Origin of the sequence: Dyadobacter alkalitolerans DSM 23607, assembly GCF_000428845.1 — a bacterium.
Taxonomy (GTDB): domain Bacteria; phylum Bacteroidota; class Bacteroidia; order Cytophagales; family Spirosomataceae; genus Dyadobacter; species Dyadobacter alkalitolerans.
The window spans coordinates 472417-488545 of the sequence record NZ_AUAS01000003.1 but is presented as its reverse complement, the minus strand read 5'-3'; the positions used below and the strand labels follow the sequence as shown (position 1 = coordinate 488545).

At 44.9% G+C, this 16129-nt stretch carries 13 protein-coding genes; 6 read left to right on the top strand and 7 right to left on the bottom strand.

The window, feature by feature from the left end; translation table 11 throughout:
- Positions 1–47: 47 nt before the first annotated feature.
- The 3 genes from G395_RS0108070 to G395_RS0108060 are packed head-to-tail and all read right to left on the bottom strand — an operon-like array spanning position 48 to position 4878.
- A complete protein-coding gene (locus tag G395_RS0108070; protein WP_051350058.1) occupies positions 48–2165 on the bottom strand; it encodes a helix-hairpin-helix domain-containing protein in 2118 nt (705 codons plus the stop codon).
- A gap of 23 nt (positions 2166–2188) precedes the next feature.
- On the bottom strand, positions 2189–3052 hold the full coding sequence (gene nadC / locus G395_RS0108065; RefSeq protein WP_026629586.1) for a carboxylating nicotinate-nucleotide diphosphorylase: 864 nt from the start codon (positions 3050–3052) through the stop codon (positions 2189–2191).
- Between the two features lie 56 nt (positions 3053–3108).
- On the bottom strand, positions 3109–4878 hold the full coding sequence (locus G395_RS0108060; RefSeq protein WP_026629585.1) for a hypothetical protein: 1770 nt from the start codon (positions 4876–4878) through the stop codon (positions 3109–3111).
- A 125-nt stretch (positions 4879–5003) separates the two neighbouring features.
- Between G395_RS0108060 and upp the strand changes: the two genes are divergently transcribed.
- Positions 5004–5648 carry a uracil phosphoribosyltransferase gene (upp, locus tag G395_RS0108055; protein WP_026629584.1) on the top strand — a complete coding sequence of 215 codons (645 nt, stop codon included), beginning with the start codon at positions 5004–5006 and terminating at the stop codon, positions 5646–5648.
- Between the two features lie 8 nt (positions 5649–5656).
- On the opposite strand, the gene G395_RS0108050 is transcribed toward upp, so the two are convergent.
- The gene (locus tag G395_RS0108050) at positions 5657–8737 is read right to left on the bottom strand and encodes a carboxypeptidase-like regulatory domain-containing protein (protein ID WP_035360639.1); all 3081 of its coding nucleotides are present in this window, start codon (positions 8735–8737) and stop codon (positions 5657–5659) included.
- Between the two features lie 302 nt (positions 8738–9039).
- On the opposite strand from G395_RS0108050, the gene G395_RS0108045 reads away from it, so the two are divergent.
- The 3 genes from G395_RS0108045 to G395_RS0108040 all read left to right on the top strand — a co-directional run bounded on the left by G395_RS0108045 (position 9040) and on the right by G395_RS0108040 (position 10711).
- The gene (locus tag G395_RS0108045; protein ID WP_026629582.1) at positions 9040–10107 is read left to right on the top strand and encodes a mannose-1-phosphate guanylyltransferase; all 1068 of its coding nucleotides are present in this window, start codon (positions 9040–9042) and stop codon (positions 10105–10107) included.
- Positions 10108–10200: 93 nt separating this feature from the next.
- Positions 10201–10470, top strand: a complete 270-nt coding sequence (locus G395_RS32025; protein ID WP_157486615.1) for a hypothetical protein — start codon at positions 10201–10203, stop codon at positions 10468–10470.
- Positions 10430–10711, top strand: coding sequence for a type II toxin-antitoxin system RelE/ParE family toxin (locus G395_RS0108040; RefSeq protein WP_026629581.1), 282 nt, complete (start codon positions 10430–10432; stop codon positions 10709–10711). Before G395_RS32025 ends, G395_RS0108040 begins: the two co-directional genes overlap by 41 nt.
- On the opposite strand, the gene recF is transcribed toward G395_RS0108040, so the two are convergent.
- Entirely contained in the window at positions 10708–11811 is a 1104-nt protein-coding gene (recF, locus tag G395_RS0108035; protein ID WP_026629580.1) for a DNA replication/repair protein RecF, read from the bottom strand. The genes G395_RS0108040 and recF overlap by 4 nt on opposite strands.
- A 127-nt stretch (positions 11812–11938) precedes the next feature.
- Here recF and pdhA point away from each other — a divergent pair, with 127 nt between their 5' ends.
- Positions 11939–12970, top strand: a complete 1032-nt coding sequence (pdhA, locus tag G395_RS0108030; protein WP_026629579.1) for a pyruvate dehydrogenase (acetyl-transferring) E1 component subunit alpha — start codon at positions 11939–11941, stop codon at positions 12968–12970.
- A gap of 137 nt (positions 12971–13107) precedes the next feature.
- On the top strand, positions 13108–13983 hold the full coding sequence (gene tatC, locus G395_RS0108025) for a twin-arginine translocase subunit TatC (RefSeq protein WP_026629578.1): 876 nt from the start codon (positions 13108–13110) through the stop codon (positions 13981–13983).
- A gap of 7 nt (positions 13984–13990) precedes the next feature.
- On the opposite strand, the gene G395_RS0108020 is transcribed toward tatC, so the two are convergent.
- Together G395_RS0108020 and G395_RS0108015 are read right to left on the bottom strand one after the other, a co-directional pair.
- Positions 13991–15085 carry an aminotransferase class I/II-fold pyridoxal phosphate-dependent enzyme gene (locus tag G395_RS0108020; protein WP_026629577.1) on the bottom strand — a complete coding sequence of 365 codons (1095 nt, stop codon included), beginning with the start codon at positions 15083–15085 and terminating at the stop codon, positions 13991–13993.
- Between the two features lie 21 nt (positions 15086–15106).
- The gene (locus tag G395_RS0108015; protein WP_026629576.1) at positions 15107–16120 is read right to left on the bottom strand and encodes a dipeptide epimerase; all 1014 of its coding nucleotides are present in this window, start codon (positions 16118–16120) and stop codon (positions 15107–15109) included.
- Positions 16121–16129 lie beyond the last annotated feature (9 nt).

Below are 16129 nucleotides of genomic sequence, written 5' to 3'. Positions count from 1 at the left end.
AAGAGGTCAAATTTTGGGATTAATTACGGGCAATCAAAAACATTTAATCAAAACTGATACATTACCTGGGCCTTCAACTCACTGCGTTTGTCGCCCTGAATTTCATTTAGGCCGGAGCTGATTTTATCTAGTTTAGCATAGCGCGTTTGTGACCACCTGAGCCACAGCTTCATATTTTTGGAAACAGCATAACGCGCCATGAGATAATGCCGGGTGCCGGCGTCGTAATAGGCGGGAATGGAGAAGGCGTAAAGCATATCTTTTTCATACACATATTGTCTGCTGTCGTAATCATCCGTTTTGAAATAGGCCAGGCGGGCACTCAGTTCCAGCCTGGGAAATTGCCAGCTTACGTCTTGTAAAAGGGTAAAACCATTTGATTTTGAAATCTTTATATAGGCCAGATTGCCGCTTTGCAAACGCGTTTTGAGCGATAAGCGAAGTGGTTTCTCATATTCAACAGTGATTGTTGCCGTTTTGCGGATTGTGGAAACGAGCCCGTCGCTATCTGATGGCGAGTTACGCTGTTTTTTCTTGTGGTGATATAAAGCATAAGCATTGAAGCGCTTGTTAGGCTTCCAGAGAATGTGGAAATAATAATCATAACCTTTCGAAGGCGCATCGACCAGATATTTCAGCCATGGAAATTTGAAATAATCATAGTAGGCACTCAGCTTCCAACGGCGGTTTGGCGCGTATCGAAAGCCCGCATAACCGCCCGTTTCATTGATCGGTCGCGTGGATTCAGCAATGGCATTTCCGTAAAATGTGTGAAAATCGCGGTCGTAATGACGGCCTAGCAAGCTGAGATCTAACTTTTTACCAAATGCTGCTACTAAGCCTGCAATGGCGCCGTAACCTCCGCTTTTCGAGCGCGCCGCTTCTCCGAAAAAATGAATGTTTTGCCATCGGTAATCACCATGCAGGCCAACAACAAGATTGTCTTTGCCGGAAAATTCATAGCGATTGTAAGCCGCATTCCGCTTTTGCAGTCTCATGTCATAGCTTGTACTGAGCAGTGTCAGGCCAAGCTGGCCAGCCTTAGAAGGCAATTTGTAAAGCCAATGTGCGCCGATATTTTGTTCTAAGAGATTATTATGCTTGTCCCGCTCGCTGGCTGTGCGATGATAACCTGTCACAGGCAAAGAGCTGGCAATGTGCTCATTATTGTGTGCGGCGTCATTAATGGTTGCATCCCTTTTGGCATAGGAATAAAAAGTTGTAAGCTCCAAATGCTTCGATACGCCAAAAGTCGCCGCGGCTCCGCGAAAAAAGTTGGATTCCGACACGGATGTGTAAGGTTTCAGACCTAATGTGCTTCTGTATGTGGAGCTGATGACCTCTGCACCTTTGCCCAGCGAAAATCCCGCGGCCATTACAAGTCCTTGACCGGCCTGCATTTGATAATCGCCTATAATCAGGTTTTTGATCTTGCCCTGGTTCATAATCTGTACATGAAATGAGGAAAAATCTGAGCCGAGAATTTGGCGTTTTGCATTCCAGTTCCACCACACTTCGCCCGCATCTTTCTCCATAGCGAAGCCGCAACTGTAAACTCCGGCGCGGGAATTCCTGTATTTCAAATATCCGTAAACTGGTTTTCCGTTATATCTTGGAGCCGCAGAACCGGAATCGGCGGGTAGGAAGCCTTTTTGTTTTTCCAACAATTTACCGGACCGGACGATCAGGAAATGTTGCGAAGGGTTTTTCAGCGACTCTGCCAGGGACAATGTGCGCGAATGGACCGTCACAAAAGGCAGTAACCGATAAATGGCGGCCAGATCAAAATCAGGAATGGCTTGTAGTTCGTAAAGGGAAATGAGCGGGCCGAGCTCCTCGCGGTATTTAAAGAAAGAATTCAGCTGCGTTTCCGAAAGCAGCATCAGCGCTGCCAGTTCGTCGCGGGTGGCCTTGTTTATGTCCAGCGGCTCTGCATATAAGACAAAAAGCGATTCATATAATTCGCTGTAATCGGCGTCTTCGGAAGGATCGGCGATTAGGTTTTGGATGAAGGCATCAATGTCAATCTCCCTGCGCGGCGGCTCCTGGGCAAAAAGGTTTTTGGGACTCAATAAAAAAATGAGCGTAAGGACAATGCACGGCAGAACCGCCCGATCCCGGATTTTTGACCTAAAAGCGTATGTTAATGTATTTAGTTTAATCATACGCTTTTGGTTTTAGTGAAAGGTTAAAAGGCTTTTAAACTCAAATCCAGACTCCTTGCCTGGTGTGTTAATGCACCGCTGGAAATGCCGTCAATTCCGGTTTCCGCCACGGCTCGCAATGTTTTTTCAGTAATATTTCCCGATGCTTCCGTTTCATATCGTCCGCCAATGCGTTTTACGGCCTCGCGCAAGTCATCGAGCGAAAAATTATCCAGCATAATAATGTCGACCATCCCCACACGCAGCACTTCGTCGACTTCATTGAGATTCCGGGTTTCAATTTCAATTTTCAGGTTTCTGCCGAGTTCCTGCCTGTAAGCACTCGCGCGCAAAATGGCCGGTTCAATGCCGCCTGCATAATCCACATGATTGTCTTTCAACATGATCATGTCGTACAAGCCCATCCTGTGGTTTACCGCACCGCCGATTTTTACAGCTAATTTTTCAAAAACCCGAAAATTAGGTGTCGTTTTTCTGGTGTCGAGCAGCTTTACGGGCAAGTCTTTGATCAAATCTGTCATTTGGCGGGCATAGGTGGCAATGCCGCTCATGCGCTGCATTGTGTTGAGAACCAGCCGTTCAGCTTTCAGGATTAATCTTGCATTCCCTTCAACCGTAAATACCACATCCTTGCTTTTGACGTAAGTTCCGTCAAGAAGTAACACATTTATTTTTAGTGGTGGATAATTATAGGCAGCGGCAGTCTCGTCAAATATGATCTGGGCAACTTCAACGCCCGCCAAAATTCCATCCTGCTTTACGAGCAATTGTGCGCGCTTGGTCGCATTTTCGGGCACGCAGGAGAGGGAAGAATGATCGCCGTCTCCGATATCTTCCAGCAAAGCAAGTCGGATCAGATCGCGAAGTTCATGGGGGTTCGTTTCCATATTACTTATGGTTATTGATAAAATTTATCGGTGTGAATAAAGGAAGTCGTTGATTACTAGTAAGTCTGCTGGCGGAATGCCATGTTATAGCGCAGTGCCAGAGACCAAACCGTAGATTTGGCGGCTATTGATTCGTCGGGAGAATTAATTCTTCTTTGGAGAAAACGGCCGTCAATAAATAAATTGTGTGCCAAGGAATAGCTTGCCCGCAAGTCCGTGTAAGCAGTGGAAGCTTTAATGCCCTGCCCGATCTTTTGTTTCAGGTCACCATTCCTAAGCTCGTAACTCTTTGTAATGTCGCCGCCGAAGTTTGTGTTTTCATCCGGATCTTTTCCTTGGTTCGCCATCATGACTGTTCCGTAAAAAGACAGTCGCGAAGTAGCTTTATAGCGGATTATGCCCAGATATTCACGGAAATTCGCGCCTAACGGATGTGTTAATGATTGTCCGTAATGCACGTAATTGGCCCCGCCATCCTTGTGTGAGTAAGTGTAGGGACGCACAACATTATATTCTGCCTGCAAATCCAGGTTAGGCACTCCAAAAGCATCCACATACTTCCCCCCAAGCTGAAAACTGTATTTATTCGTCCAGGAACCGCTTCCGTTGAAAAGGAATTTTGTCAAAAACTCATCGAGTACAAACTGGCTGTAAATGGAAGCCTTATTTGCAACCAGCCAGCGAAAATCGAAACCCAAAAGCGCATTGTCCTGGCTTCCAAGGTAAGATTCAACATACCGGTAAAAGATGATAGGGTTCAGATAATTCAGATCATAACCGCCGCCTACGGAATCGCGGTTAAAGACTTCTGCCTCGAAGACGCCAATGTTGATCTTATCCGTTAAGTTGACGCTTAAATGGTGGATTGCTGCAAACTTTTTACCTCTTAGCAATCCGTCATTAGCATTTTTATATGAATTGATCATGCTGGTGTACAAGTTGGTATAATGAAACTTACCAAGCTGTGTATCAAGCCTCAAAAACAAATATGGACTGCTGTTATCAGATAATATAAGCGACCGGTAACCGCTTCCGAAGACGTTATGATCGTGGCCGAATTTAACATTGATACTCTTCAATGGCCTGAAAGTAATGTAACCCCGGGCCGTGAGGAAGTCAATGCCATTGTTGCGGGTTGTCTTAGCAAGCCCTTCGCCAGGAAAGCCGTATTCCGAAGACTTAAAATCAGTCATGTATCGTGGATAACGGCCCTGGCTATCTGTAACATATGTATAGAACCCCAGCTTTTCATTGATCATTCCCCGGATTTCAACGCCACGGCTGGTTCCCCATAATTGGTTTGGCGTTGAATCCTCATTTTTGCCGAAGTTTTTACCGTAGCTGTTATCGCTGCCTATAAAGTTCGTCGTAGTAAAATTAAAATGCAGGTCGAAATCTTTGTTGTGAATGCTGTAAAGGTCGGCGGGGTGATTGAAAAATTTACGTTTCTTACCCGGCGGCGGATCTTTGAAAAGGCCTAATCTGGCCAATTTATCATATTTCAGGGAATCCGTAGCGATCATTCCTTTCGTCCATTCCCAGCTATCTTCCCGTAAATAATCGATGGTTTCCCAGTCGCGGTCGGTCAGGTTTATCGTCCCTTCCTTTAATATGGAGTCTGTTAACGCAACAATTGCTTTACGCTCGAAGGGCTTGACATTAGAATGAAAACCTTCTGTAAATTTGCCCCTTTTGATCTCCAAACGATCAATTAAATGATAATAATCGTCATTGAAAGGAACAAAAGAACTTTGTGCACGTACGTATGACAGGGATATCAGTGATAAAATCAATATTTTGAAAAGCCGGATAATTCCTTGATCCATAGGCAAAAAAAATCTACTGTTCACACCATTCACCGTTTGCGGATGATTTTTCAAATAACTCTTCCAAATTACGTCAATGAATTTGTATTATCTTGCATGGAGTAGTTTAAAAAACTGTCCTTCCTATGTTTTTACTTTCCCAAAAACCTTCCATCGCCGATCATTATCTGGCCGAATTGCGTGACGTAAATTTGCAGAAAGACAGGATGCGATTTCGGCGTAATTTGGAGCGGATAGGAGAGTTGCTGGCCTATGAACTGTCTAAAACGCTCACATTCAAAACGGAAAAAGTGGAGACGCCTCTCGGACAAGCGTCGTCCCGGTCATTGCTACAACCTGTTGTCCTGGCCACGATTCTGCGTGCCGGATTGCCATTGCACGAGGGTTTTTTGAATATGTTTGACAAAGCGGATAATGCATTTATCGGCGCTTACCGCGGTCATCATATCAATGCGGAAGAGGAGTTTGAGGTTGAAATGGACTACATTACCAGCCCGGACCTGACGGGTAAAATATTAATATTAATAGATCCAATGCTTGCCACGGGACGCTCGATGGAGAAAGTATATCACGCTTTGCTCCGCTTCGGCATACCCGCACAAACGCACATTGCATCAGTGATTGCCAGTCCCGAAGGCGTTGAATATCTGCAAAAACGCATTCCGCACTGCCGGTTATGGCTAGGCGCAATCGACCAGAAGCTCAACGAGCACTGGTACATTGTTCCCGGACTCGGCGATGCGGGCGATCTGTCTTACGGCGAAAAGTAAGCCGGTTTCTAGTTCAGCAATTCATCAAATGTAATCGAGACGTAATAAGTTGAGCCTACATTAGGGCTTCCGTAAGCCTGAATGTAAGATTTGCCCAGCAAATTGGTGCCGCCCAGCTTGATAATCGATTTTAATGCATTGACTTTATAACTCACCTGCGCATCCAGCACGCTCACCGCAGGCACACGCGTGTTTGAGAATATCGGCACATTCGTAGTGCTGGGCAAAACGAAGCTTGACTCCCACAAAAATGCCTGCTGATATTTATAGGCAATGTTGAACCCTACCGAATTGTTGCTTGTAATCCGTCTGCCAAATGAGAGGTTATAGCGGTATTTCGGTGTGTTAAACTGTGAATACTGCACTTCCGGCGACGGTTTGAAATCATTCAGCTCGTTATTGGCAACATTACCGGCTACATTAAATCCTTTTGGTAAAGCATAAGTCAGCCCTAATGCAAATCCCCGCGTCGTAATGGTTTCCGTGGTATTCACCGTTCTTGAATAACCATTGAAATTTCCAACGCCAATGCCGGATTCAATCGGCAGGCCAGGAGCCGCAGCAGCGGTTGGCACTACAATGACCGTTCCGCCGATGAAATTTTTGTATTTGCTGATGTAATAATAAGCGTCTATGAAAAGTTTTTTCCCAATAACTGCTTTATAACCAATTTCATAGGATGCTATGCGCTCAGGTTTTAGTTTAGCGGGTTTGTATTTAGGCAGTTTTTCCAATGCATAGGCTTTGGCCAGCGTTGGGACCAAGCCAGGAACCTGCGCTGCCAAAATTCCGGGAAGCTGGGCCGAAAGAACGCCCGGTAAAGCCTGGTTCACACCCGCAGTAATCGCTGCCTGAATGGCGCCCGGATTGTTGGGAATATTTCCGGAAGCGACACCCTGATTCACGGCCGTTGTCACTTGTGCCGTTACGGCTGCGGTGATGGCTACCGTCGCCTGTTGCGTAACAACCGCTTTGGCATAGTTCGTCGCATTTTGTACAATGCCCGGATCGCTTGCAATGACTTGTTTGATAGCATCTTCTGACAAATTTTGCCTTAAAATGCCGCTGGAAAGGTTATATCTGGCATCAAATTCAGGTAGGCCACCGATCAATGTCCCTGATGGTGTTCTTAGGTCAATGTATTGGTTTTGAGTGGTTGGAATCCGGAAACCTGTTTGGTAGGACAAGCGGATGTTGTGTTCGCCGAATGTGGTGACTGCCGAAATCCGGGGCGTAAACTGTCCGTCAAAATTTTCGTTTTTATCATATCGGATAGAACCGGTCAGTTTTAAATGGTCGCTTAACAGGTTCTTCCCTGCCTGTAAAAATGCCCCGAATTCCGAAATCGGGATCTTGCCATTGCGACCTTCCTTGGTGTCTGCAAACAGCGTCCCGGCTGATCTCAGCTCATAAAGCCGGTAATTGGCGCCAGCCAGCAACTCTACGAATTTGACCTGGTTTTTGAAATTATAAAATCCTTCAATGTGGTAAAGGTTCGTTTTATCAGCAAAACCGCCTCCACCGTTTACAATCGCCAAATTTCTGTATTTATCCAATAACTGGTCATAGGCTGCGGTTCCGGGCATAGGCATGCCTTTATCGGCTACGCCGCGAGCTGCTAAATGAGCTTGGTCTTCCGGCATGCCGGCACCGCGTGCAGTTGCAAATGCACCTACATATTCACCAAACCAGGTAGCATGCGGCTTGAAGTCATTCAGCATGGAAACGGCGGCAAGGCCGGCCAAGTAGGATTTTCCCGAACGTTCCTGTGTGGTGTAAGCGCGGACCGTAAAATTATCCGCTTTCAGTTCCAGCTTGGCTTGCGTCAGGTTAAAATCCCGGAGCGAATAGCGGCCTGTTCCGGTGTAAACCGTTGTGCCATAGCCGTAATTGACTTGCGCAATGGCTTCAATCTTCTCATTGAGCCGGTAATGGACGGCCGCGTTTGCTTTAAAACTTTTAGTATTATAATCGACAATGTCTTTTTCCTGGTACCCTGTGCGGCTCACAAAAGTATTCGGAACCAGCGCCACAGCAGCCTGCGGGATCAAACCATTGGCAGCCAGAGTGCTTGCAACAGAATTGATATTGGTCTGGACCTCGTCGCCGTAAACATTTACACCGTCATAATCATTATCTGTTCCTGCGCCACGCCTGGGATCAGATGCGCCGCCTACATTTAAATTGTTGTAATTTGTTGCTTCCCAGTCTTTTGCTGTAATGTAAGAAAGGTTCACTTTGAAGGCCACTTTGTTGTTAAATGCTTTGGCATAACGAATGGTGCCGTCTATAAACGGGGTTGTGGCTTTGGAGCGGTTTGACTCGTGCATCACACCCGATTTAACATTGGCACTTAATCCCTGATATAAAAATGGGCTTTTGCTGTTCATAAGGATCAGCCCGTTGATCGCATTTGGCCCGTAAAGCGCGGAGGCGGCTCCTGGTAAGACTTCTACGTTTTCGACATCCAGCTCAGACATGCCGATGATATTATCCAAAGGAAAGTTCAGACCAGGTGCCTGATTATCCATTCCATCAATCATTTGAACTGTCCTGGGGTTACCCGTGCTGCCAAAACCACGCATGTTTACGGATTTGAACAAAACACCCTGCGTGGTCATATCAATGCCTTTCAGGTTTGCCAATGCATCGTAAAAGTTGGCCGAAGGCGTTTCCCGGATGTTTCTGATGTCCATTTTTTCGATGGCGACAGGCGACTTCATAACGCTTTCTTCTACTCTGGAGGCTGCAACAATTATTTCCTGGCCCAGAATCACTTGCTCGGCAAGCTCAATGTCGAGTTTGGACATGCCGCCGGTCACTTCTATTTCCTGGGTTTGAAATCCAACCGATGAAACGATCAATGTAAAAGGCGGACTGGATGTAGTAGTGAGATTGAACGCGCCTTTATTGTCCGTAATGGTCCCGGTTACTTTTCCCTTAATCTGAATACTTACACCTGCGAGTGGCTCGGCAGTTGTAGATTCTGTAACTTCTCCACGGATTGTAATCTGTCCGTAAGCAGCAGAAACAAGCATTATGAACAAAATAACCGCGTACAATTTTAGGATTGTAGACAAATGTTTCATGGTTTTTAATGGGCTGATGTTGTCTAGCAAGTTATAAGAATATTATATCATCGCATAGCATAATTATACTATTTTTTCTTTAAATCATTTTAAATTTATACATTTTGATCATTCTTTAAATTTGGCCGAAACTTGGATTTCTATGGTTCGGTTAATCAGTGAAAAATGGGGTTATAGTGCGAAAAGCGGGTATCACTCCCAATTTATAAGTCCATTGATTCCTTTACATTGGTCATAAGTGGGCGTTTATCCGTAGCTTTGAGTAGTTTTTCATAGTGTAGATAATAAAATTACCTTTCACAATGCAGGATTCTTATGTTATTATAATGGCCGGTGGAGTTGGTACGAGGTTCTGGCCTTTCAGCAGAACAGACTTTCCTAAACAATTTCACGATGTGCTAGGGACCGGCAGAACACTTTTGCAGCAGACAGTTGAGCGTTTCGATGGGGTTTGTCCGATCGAGAATATTTATATCGTAACCAGTTCGGAATATAAAGATATTGTTAAAGAGCAAATTCCGGTTTTAACGGATGATCAGATCCTTTGTGAGCCTAACCGTCGGAACACTGCGCCGTGCATTGCTTACGCTTGTTACAAAATCGCTGCTAAAAATCCGAATGCGAATGTGGTTGTTGCTCCGGCTGACCATATCATTTTAAAGGAAGAGAATTTCAGGGACACCATCAACATTGCCCTGGGCGCAACGCGCAACGAGGATATTTTGGTAACGCTGGGGATTCAGCCAAGCCGTCCGGATACGGGGTATGGCTATATTCAATACATTCCGGACAAGCTGACCGTTAAGAAAGTAAAGTCCTTTACCGAGAAACCACATCTTGAATTGGCGCTTCAATTCCTCGACAGTGGCGATTTCGTATGGAATGCAGGCATTTTTGTGTGGAATATCAATGCTTTCAAAAAAGCCCTGAAAAAGTTTCAACCCAACATTGCCGAGATTTTTGAAGGTGGCGACAACCACTATTATCTCGAAACCGAAGATGCATTTGTTCAAAGGGCCTACCAGCATTGCGGCAGCATTTCCATCGATAATGGAATTATGGAAAAGGCTGATAACGTGCATGTTGTATTAAGCAACTTTGGCTGGTCCGATCTGGGAACCTGGAAGTCGCTTTACGAAGTTTCAGATAAAGACGAGAACCAGAATGTAATCGACGGAAAGCTGATCCTGCATAACACCACCAATTCCATCATCAAAACGCCAAAAGATAAGTTGGTCGTAGTAAACGGCCTCGACGGCTTCATCGTCGCCGAATACGCCGGTGTTTTGCTAATATGCCGAAAGGAAGACGAGCAGAAAGTAAAAGAATTTGTTGCCGAGGCGAAGGAGTTGGATGTAAAGTATGTGTAAAAAACAGCTTACTTAAAGCCAGATCGAGCGGTCTGGCTTTCTTATTTTTAATGTGTAGATTTGTCATAGTATTGCAATTTAAACAATGCTTCTATGTCTAACCGGGAGTTGAAATCTGAGGTCATCCGACTTGTTAATCAGTTAGATGAAAACCGTATGGAAGACTTACTGCTTTCGATACGTTCTTTTATGGAACATCAAAACGTGGACAACGGCATTGACGCAAATTCCCCAGAATTACTCAAAGAACTCAACCAATCTTTACTTCAAGCAGAATTAGGACAACTGATTTCCAACAACGATGTCTTAACGGAAGTAAAGCGTGGCTTACGAGATAAAATGGACTCTGCTCGCAAAGGATAATTACTTTGAAACGGTATCTTACATTTATGATACCTGGGGAGAAACAAGTGCCGAGAAATTTACAGACAATCTTGAAGCCAGTTTAAAGAACCTGGAACGTTTTCATTTTATAGGCAAACCTTACCCTTTATTGCCATCTGTTCGCCAGTTGGTATTAGGCAAGCACCAAAGCTTGTTTTATACTGTATTTGAGAATACAATTTTGATCCTAAACCTGATCGATTCGAGAAGGAAGATTTAATTTTTGACAGGCAACACCTTTTCAACGTCAAAAAACCTCACATCCGCTTTTACATTCTCTAAAATCTTCTGCGACCGCTCGGGACGGGCGTCGGTGATGAAGACTTGGCCCAGGAAGCCGGTGTCTATTAGTTCGATGAGCTTTTGGATGCGGCGGTCGTCTAGTTTGTCGAAGATGTCGTCGAGGAGCAGGATGGGGGTTTTTTCTTTTTCTTCTTTAAGTAATTCAAATTGCGCCAGCTTTAATGCGATCAGAAAGGACTTTTGCTGACCCTGGGACCCGAATTTTTTTAATGTAACGGCGTCAATTTCAAATGTGTATTCGTCTTTATGAATGCCTTTTCCGGTGCGTTGTGCATGTAAGTCGCGGGCGCGGTTCCTGCGAAATTCAGCGGCAAAATTTTCACTGGCGACTTCGCTTTCGTAAATCACTTCCACCTGTTCATGCCCGCTGCTCAGGAAATCATAGCTTTTGAGAAACAAGGGCACAAACCGCTCCATGAATTTGCTGCGGTGATTGTAAATCCGCTGGGAAAGGATGATCAGCGGCTCGTTATAGGTTTCCAGCAGATCTTCATCCACATAATTACGTTCGGCAAAAAGCTTCAAAAGACCGTTTCGCTGGCTTAGAATCTTATTATATTGAAGGAAATCAGTGAGATAACCCGGAGTGGCCTGGGCCAGGACGCCGTCAAAAAAGCGCCTGCGCTCCTCACTGCCGTCGCGGATCAGGTCGGTGTCGTTGGGTGCAATTAACACGAGGGGGAAAAGGCCGATATGGTCGCTTAGCCGGTCGTAGTTCTTTTTATCGGCCATGAAAATCTTGCGCTGGCCGCGCTGCATACTGCAAGTGATCTGCGTATTTCTGCCAGAATCTTTGAATACACCATCCAGCACAAAGAAATCAGCTGTATGGCGGATGCCCAGCGCATCCTGATTATGAAAGGCGCTTTTGGTAAGACTCAGGAAATAAATGGCGTCCAAAAGGTTCGTTTTTCCACTCCCATTCTCCCCAACCAGACAATTTACATGTTCCCCAAAGGTGAAGGCTTTCTCTTCATAGCTTTTAAAGTATGTAAGATGGAGCTTTTCTAGCCACATGAACTTCTTTGTTATTTAGTTTATGCTTATTTTCGCAAATCATATGCGTGAGTACGGCAAAAACAGACTCTGTTCAAACCTCAAACTTTAAGACAAAGTTCTGTCTTTATAAACGAGAACCAAATACATGGCCACCGTTACTGAAAAAAAGAAAAAATCAGACCCAAAGAGTTTACAGCATCCGAAGGAACAATATATGTTCTGGTTCGAGAATATGCTTTTACAGCGTCGTTTTGAAGAAAAAGCCGGCCAGTTATACGGCCAGCAGAAAATCAGAGGATTTTGTCACTTGTACATTGGCCAGGAAGCCTGCTCTTCCGGAGCCGTTACTGCGCTGAAAGAAGGCGACAAATACATTACTGCTTACCGCGATCACGGCATTCCGCTAGCACTGGGAACATCTCCCAATGCGATCATGGCTGAACTTTATGGAAAAAAGACAGGAACTACCAAAGGAAAAGGTGGTTCAATGCATATTTTCGATAAAGAGAAAGGCTTTGTAGGAGGTCACGGAATCGTAGGTGCGCAAATCCCGCTGGGAGCTGGAATCGCCTTTGCTGAGAAATATAACAAAACCGGAAATCTTTGCATTTGCTATTTCGGTGATGGTGCAATTCGCCAGGGAGCTTTTCACGAAGCATTGAATATGGCCATGAGCTGGAAATTGCCTGTTATTTTCGTTGTTGAAAACAACGGATATGCCATGGGAACTTCGGTGGCAAGGTCGTCCAATGTTACAGAGCTTTACACATTGGGTGAGGCTTATGACATTCCTTCTGAACCAGTTGACGGAATGAGCGTTGAGGCGATTCACGAAGCGGTTGGCCGTGCAGCAGAACGTGCAAGAAGCGGCGAAGGCCCTACATTCCTGGAATTCAGGACCTACCGTTACAGAGGTCACTCGATGTCCGATCCTCAGAAATATCGTTCTAAGGAGGAAGTAGAAGAATACAAACACCGCGACCCGATTGAGCAGATACGCGCTGTAATCCTGGAAAACCAGCTGGCAACGGAAGAAGATCTGGAAAACATTGATAAGAAAGTAAAAGATATCGTTGCAGAATCTGTTCAGTTTGCGGAAGATTCAGAATTCCCTGACGCGAAAGAAGCTTACACAGATGTTTATGTAGAGAATGACTATCCTTTTGTAATGGATTAATCAGTCATAAAGCAATTTAAAAAAAACCCGCCGGATTATTTCGACGGGTTTTTTAAGTAAATTCGGCTTTTATAAATACAGAACAATCTTGTTTTTGCTTTTCAACGTAAATAGAATTTTAGTAATAATATAAGAATATGCCCTTAGACCAGGAACTAGAAAGCGAAGAAGAAGAAGTAGGCAAAGAGATGTCGTTTATCGGGCATCTTGAAGAATTAAGATGGCATGTGATTCGGGCAGGTGGATCTATTCTAGTTTTTGCTATTCTGGCGTTTATATATATTAAAGAGATTTACCATTATGTAATCATCGCGCCTTCACAGCCGGATTTCTGGACTTACCGGATGATGTGTAAGCTGGCAGAAAAAGTACAATACGACGATCTGTGTATCAAGGCATTAAACTTTAAATTGCAGGCTATTGGCGTAGGTGATCAATTCACGATGAGTATGACTTCCGCTGTTATCGCGGGTTTGGTTTTTGCTTTTCCCTATGCTTTCTGGGAGGTTTGGCGATTTATCAAACCAGGGTTGCGGCCGTCAGAAAGGAAGTCGGCGAGAGGAGCTGTATTTTATGTAACATTCCTTTTCTTTTCCGGTGTATTCTTTGGTTATTACATTGTAACGCCATTGGCTATCAACTTCTTAGCTAATTTCACGCTGGATCCTTCGATCATTAACGAATTCAGCTTATCCTCATACATTTCACTCGTTGCGACATTAACATTGGCTTGCGGAATCGCTTTCCAGCTTCCTATCGTAGTTTATGTGCTGGCAAAAGTTGGAGTGCTTACACCTTCATTTATGCGTGAATATCGCAAGCACGCCATGATCGTGATCCTGATCGTAGCAGCGGTTATCACGCCGTCTCCGGACATTTACAGCCAGGTAATTGTGGCTATTCCATTGTTCCTGCTTTATGAATTAAGTATTCTGGTTGCAGGAAAAGTAGAAAGAGAAAAGCTTGCTGAGGAAAAAGCACTGGCTAATTCATCAGGTAACGGAGAAATCTAAAAGGGATTTAAGAAATAAAGTTATTACAGACCTCGGCCAATCGGTCGAGGTCTTCTTTTTGGTGGAGCGTGGTGACGGCGATCCTGGTGACGGGCGCATCGTTGACGCTCGGGTAAGAAAAGCATGATGCCATAATGCCTTTTGCCAGCAATGTTTCAAACAAAGCGGAGCCTTCGCAGCAAAATACAGGATAGCCTGGGATGCTTTGAAACAGGTGAGGAGACTGCAAACGATTCGAGAAATGTTCAACATTTGTGATCAGCAGATCACTTTGGGTCTTGTAATGTTCTATTTCCAAAAGCCTTTTCAAAGCGTAGGCATAAGCGGGGGCGGTTGGGGATGCTCCCGAGAACCAGGCGGAACTGCGAATCGTTTCGGCTGTCCGCGCATCACAGGCGATCACGCCAGCGGGAATGCCTAATGCTTTGTTGAGCGAGGAAACCATAATGACACTGGCCTTTCCAAACGCCACAATTGATTTATACAGGCCATTTGCTGATTCTCCGCATACGCCTAATGTGTGCGACTCGTCCACCACAATCCAGACATTGTCCCGCAATGGCAAGCTTGAAAAAACGGAAAAATCAAACGCTTCAACAAGAGGCGAGCCAACGGCATCTGTACAAATGATGTGAGCAGTATGCTCAGCGCCTTCACGGATTTCCCGGTTAACATTTTGCGCCCAGTCCATCCAGGGACCATCATATACTTTGTGCTCATTTCCCCATAATGCGGGATGCACCTTGGGTGCGTAATGATATTGAATGAATTGAGAGCTGCCCGTTTTATAAATCACCTGGTCAATGATTTTCATCACACATTGCCCTGCCCACATTCCTGCCGAAACCAATAAAGCAGATTCTGATCCTATCCAATCTGCCAGTTTTTCTTCCGTCTCATTATAAACAGACAATCGGAGTGTGTTACTTCGTGAGCTTCCAAAATGCATTCCGTATTGTTCCAAACCTTCATTTAGCAAACTACGAAAAATTTCGTCGTGTCCCATCCCCAGGTAATCTGTTCCGCTGAACCAGAGATATGCCTCGCCATCGCTGGTAAGCACAGTACGGCCGGGAAGATGGTTGGTTTGAAAAGTTTTCACTGAAAACTACAGATCACAAATTTAGGCATTAAGTATTGCGCCGGAGCCCGTGCGGTTAGGAAAGATAATGCGTCCGTAGTCAAAGGTTACACCGGATGCCGGATCATTGTTGATTAACAGTGACCCGTCCATATCTACATAATCCAGTAAGGGCAAGAAGTGTGCGATGGAAGAAATACCAACGCTTGTCTCGGTCATACAGCCGATCATCGTTTTCATTCCTAGACTTTTAGCTTCCATTATCATGCGTTTAGCGGCAGTAGGTCCGCCGCATTTTGTAAGCTTTACATTGATGCCATGAAACAAGCCGTGGCAGGATCTTACATCACTTTCTACAATGCAGCTTTCATCGGCGATGACAGGAAGCACACATTCGGTAAACACTTTTTTCATGCCTTCGATGTCATTCGCAGCCAGCGGTTGTTCGATAAATTCAACGCCAAGCTTCTTCAATTCCGGTGCAAAAGAAATGGTTTGCTCCGCCGTCCAGGCACAATTTGCATCGACGCGGAAAAGTGCACTCGTATGTTTACGTAGTTCAGATACAATACGAAGGTCTTCGTTGGTGCCTAATTTTATCTTATAAACAGGCCAGGGAAGCTCTTTCATTTTGGAAACCATTTTCTCAACCGTATCAATGCCGATCGTGAAATTGGTGAGCGGGATGTTATCAATATTTAACCCCCAACTTTCATAAAGCTTTTGATTTTTCTTTTTGGCGAAGAGATCATGCGCGGCTTCATCCAAGGCGCATTGTGCAAAAGAATTGTTTTTCAAAAATGGATGCACCAGGTTCCAAAGTTCTTCGGCACTTTGATAGGCGCCACTTTCAATAATCGTTTTCGCAGTTTCAAGCGACTCGATCATATTCCGGATCGTAATGCCGTAGTAGGGGTTGCTGGTCGCTTCTCCCAGGCCGCTCAAATTGCCGTCACGGAGTTCCACAATCAATGTTGGTTGTAGATCGCGTGAATCGTGCGCAATGGTGAATGTGTGCCTGAGTTGCAGGTCAAATGTGTGATAGATCAGTTGCATCGGTGAATG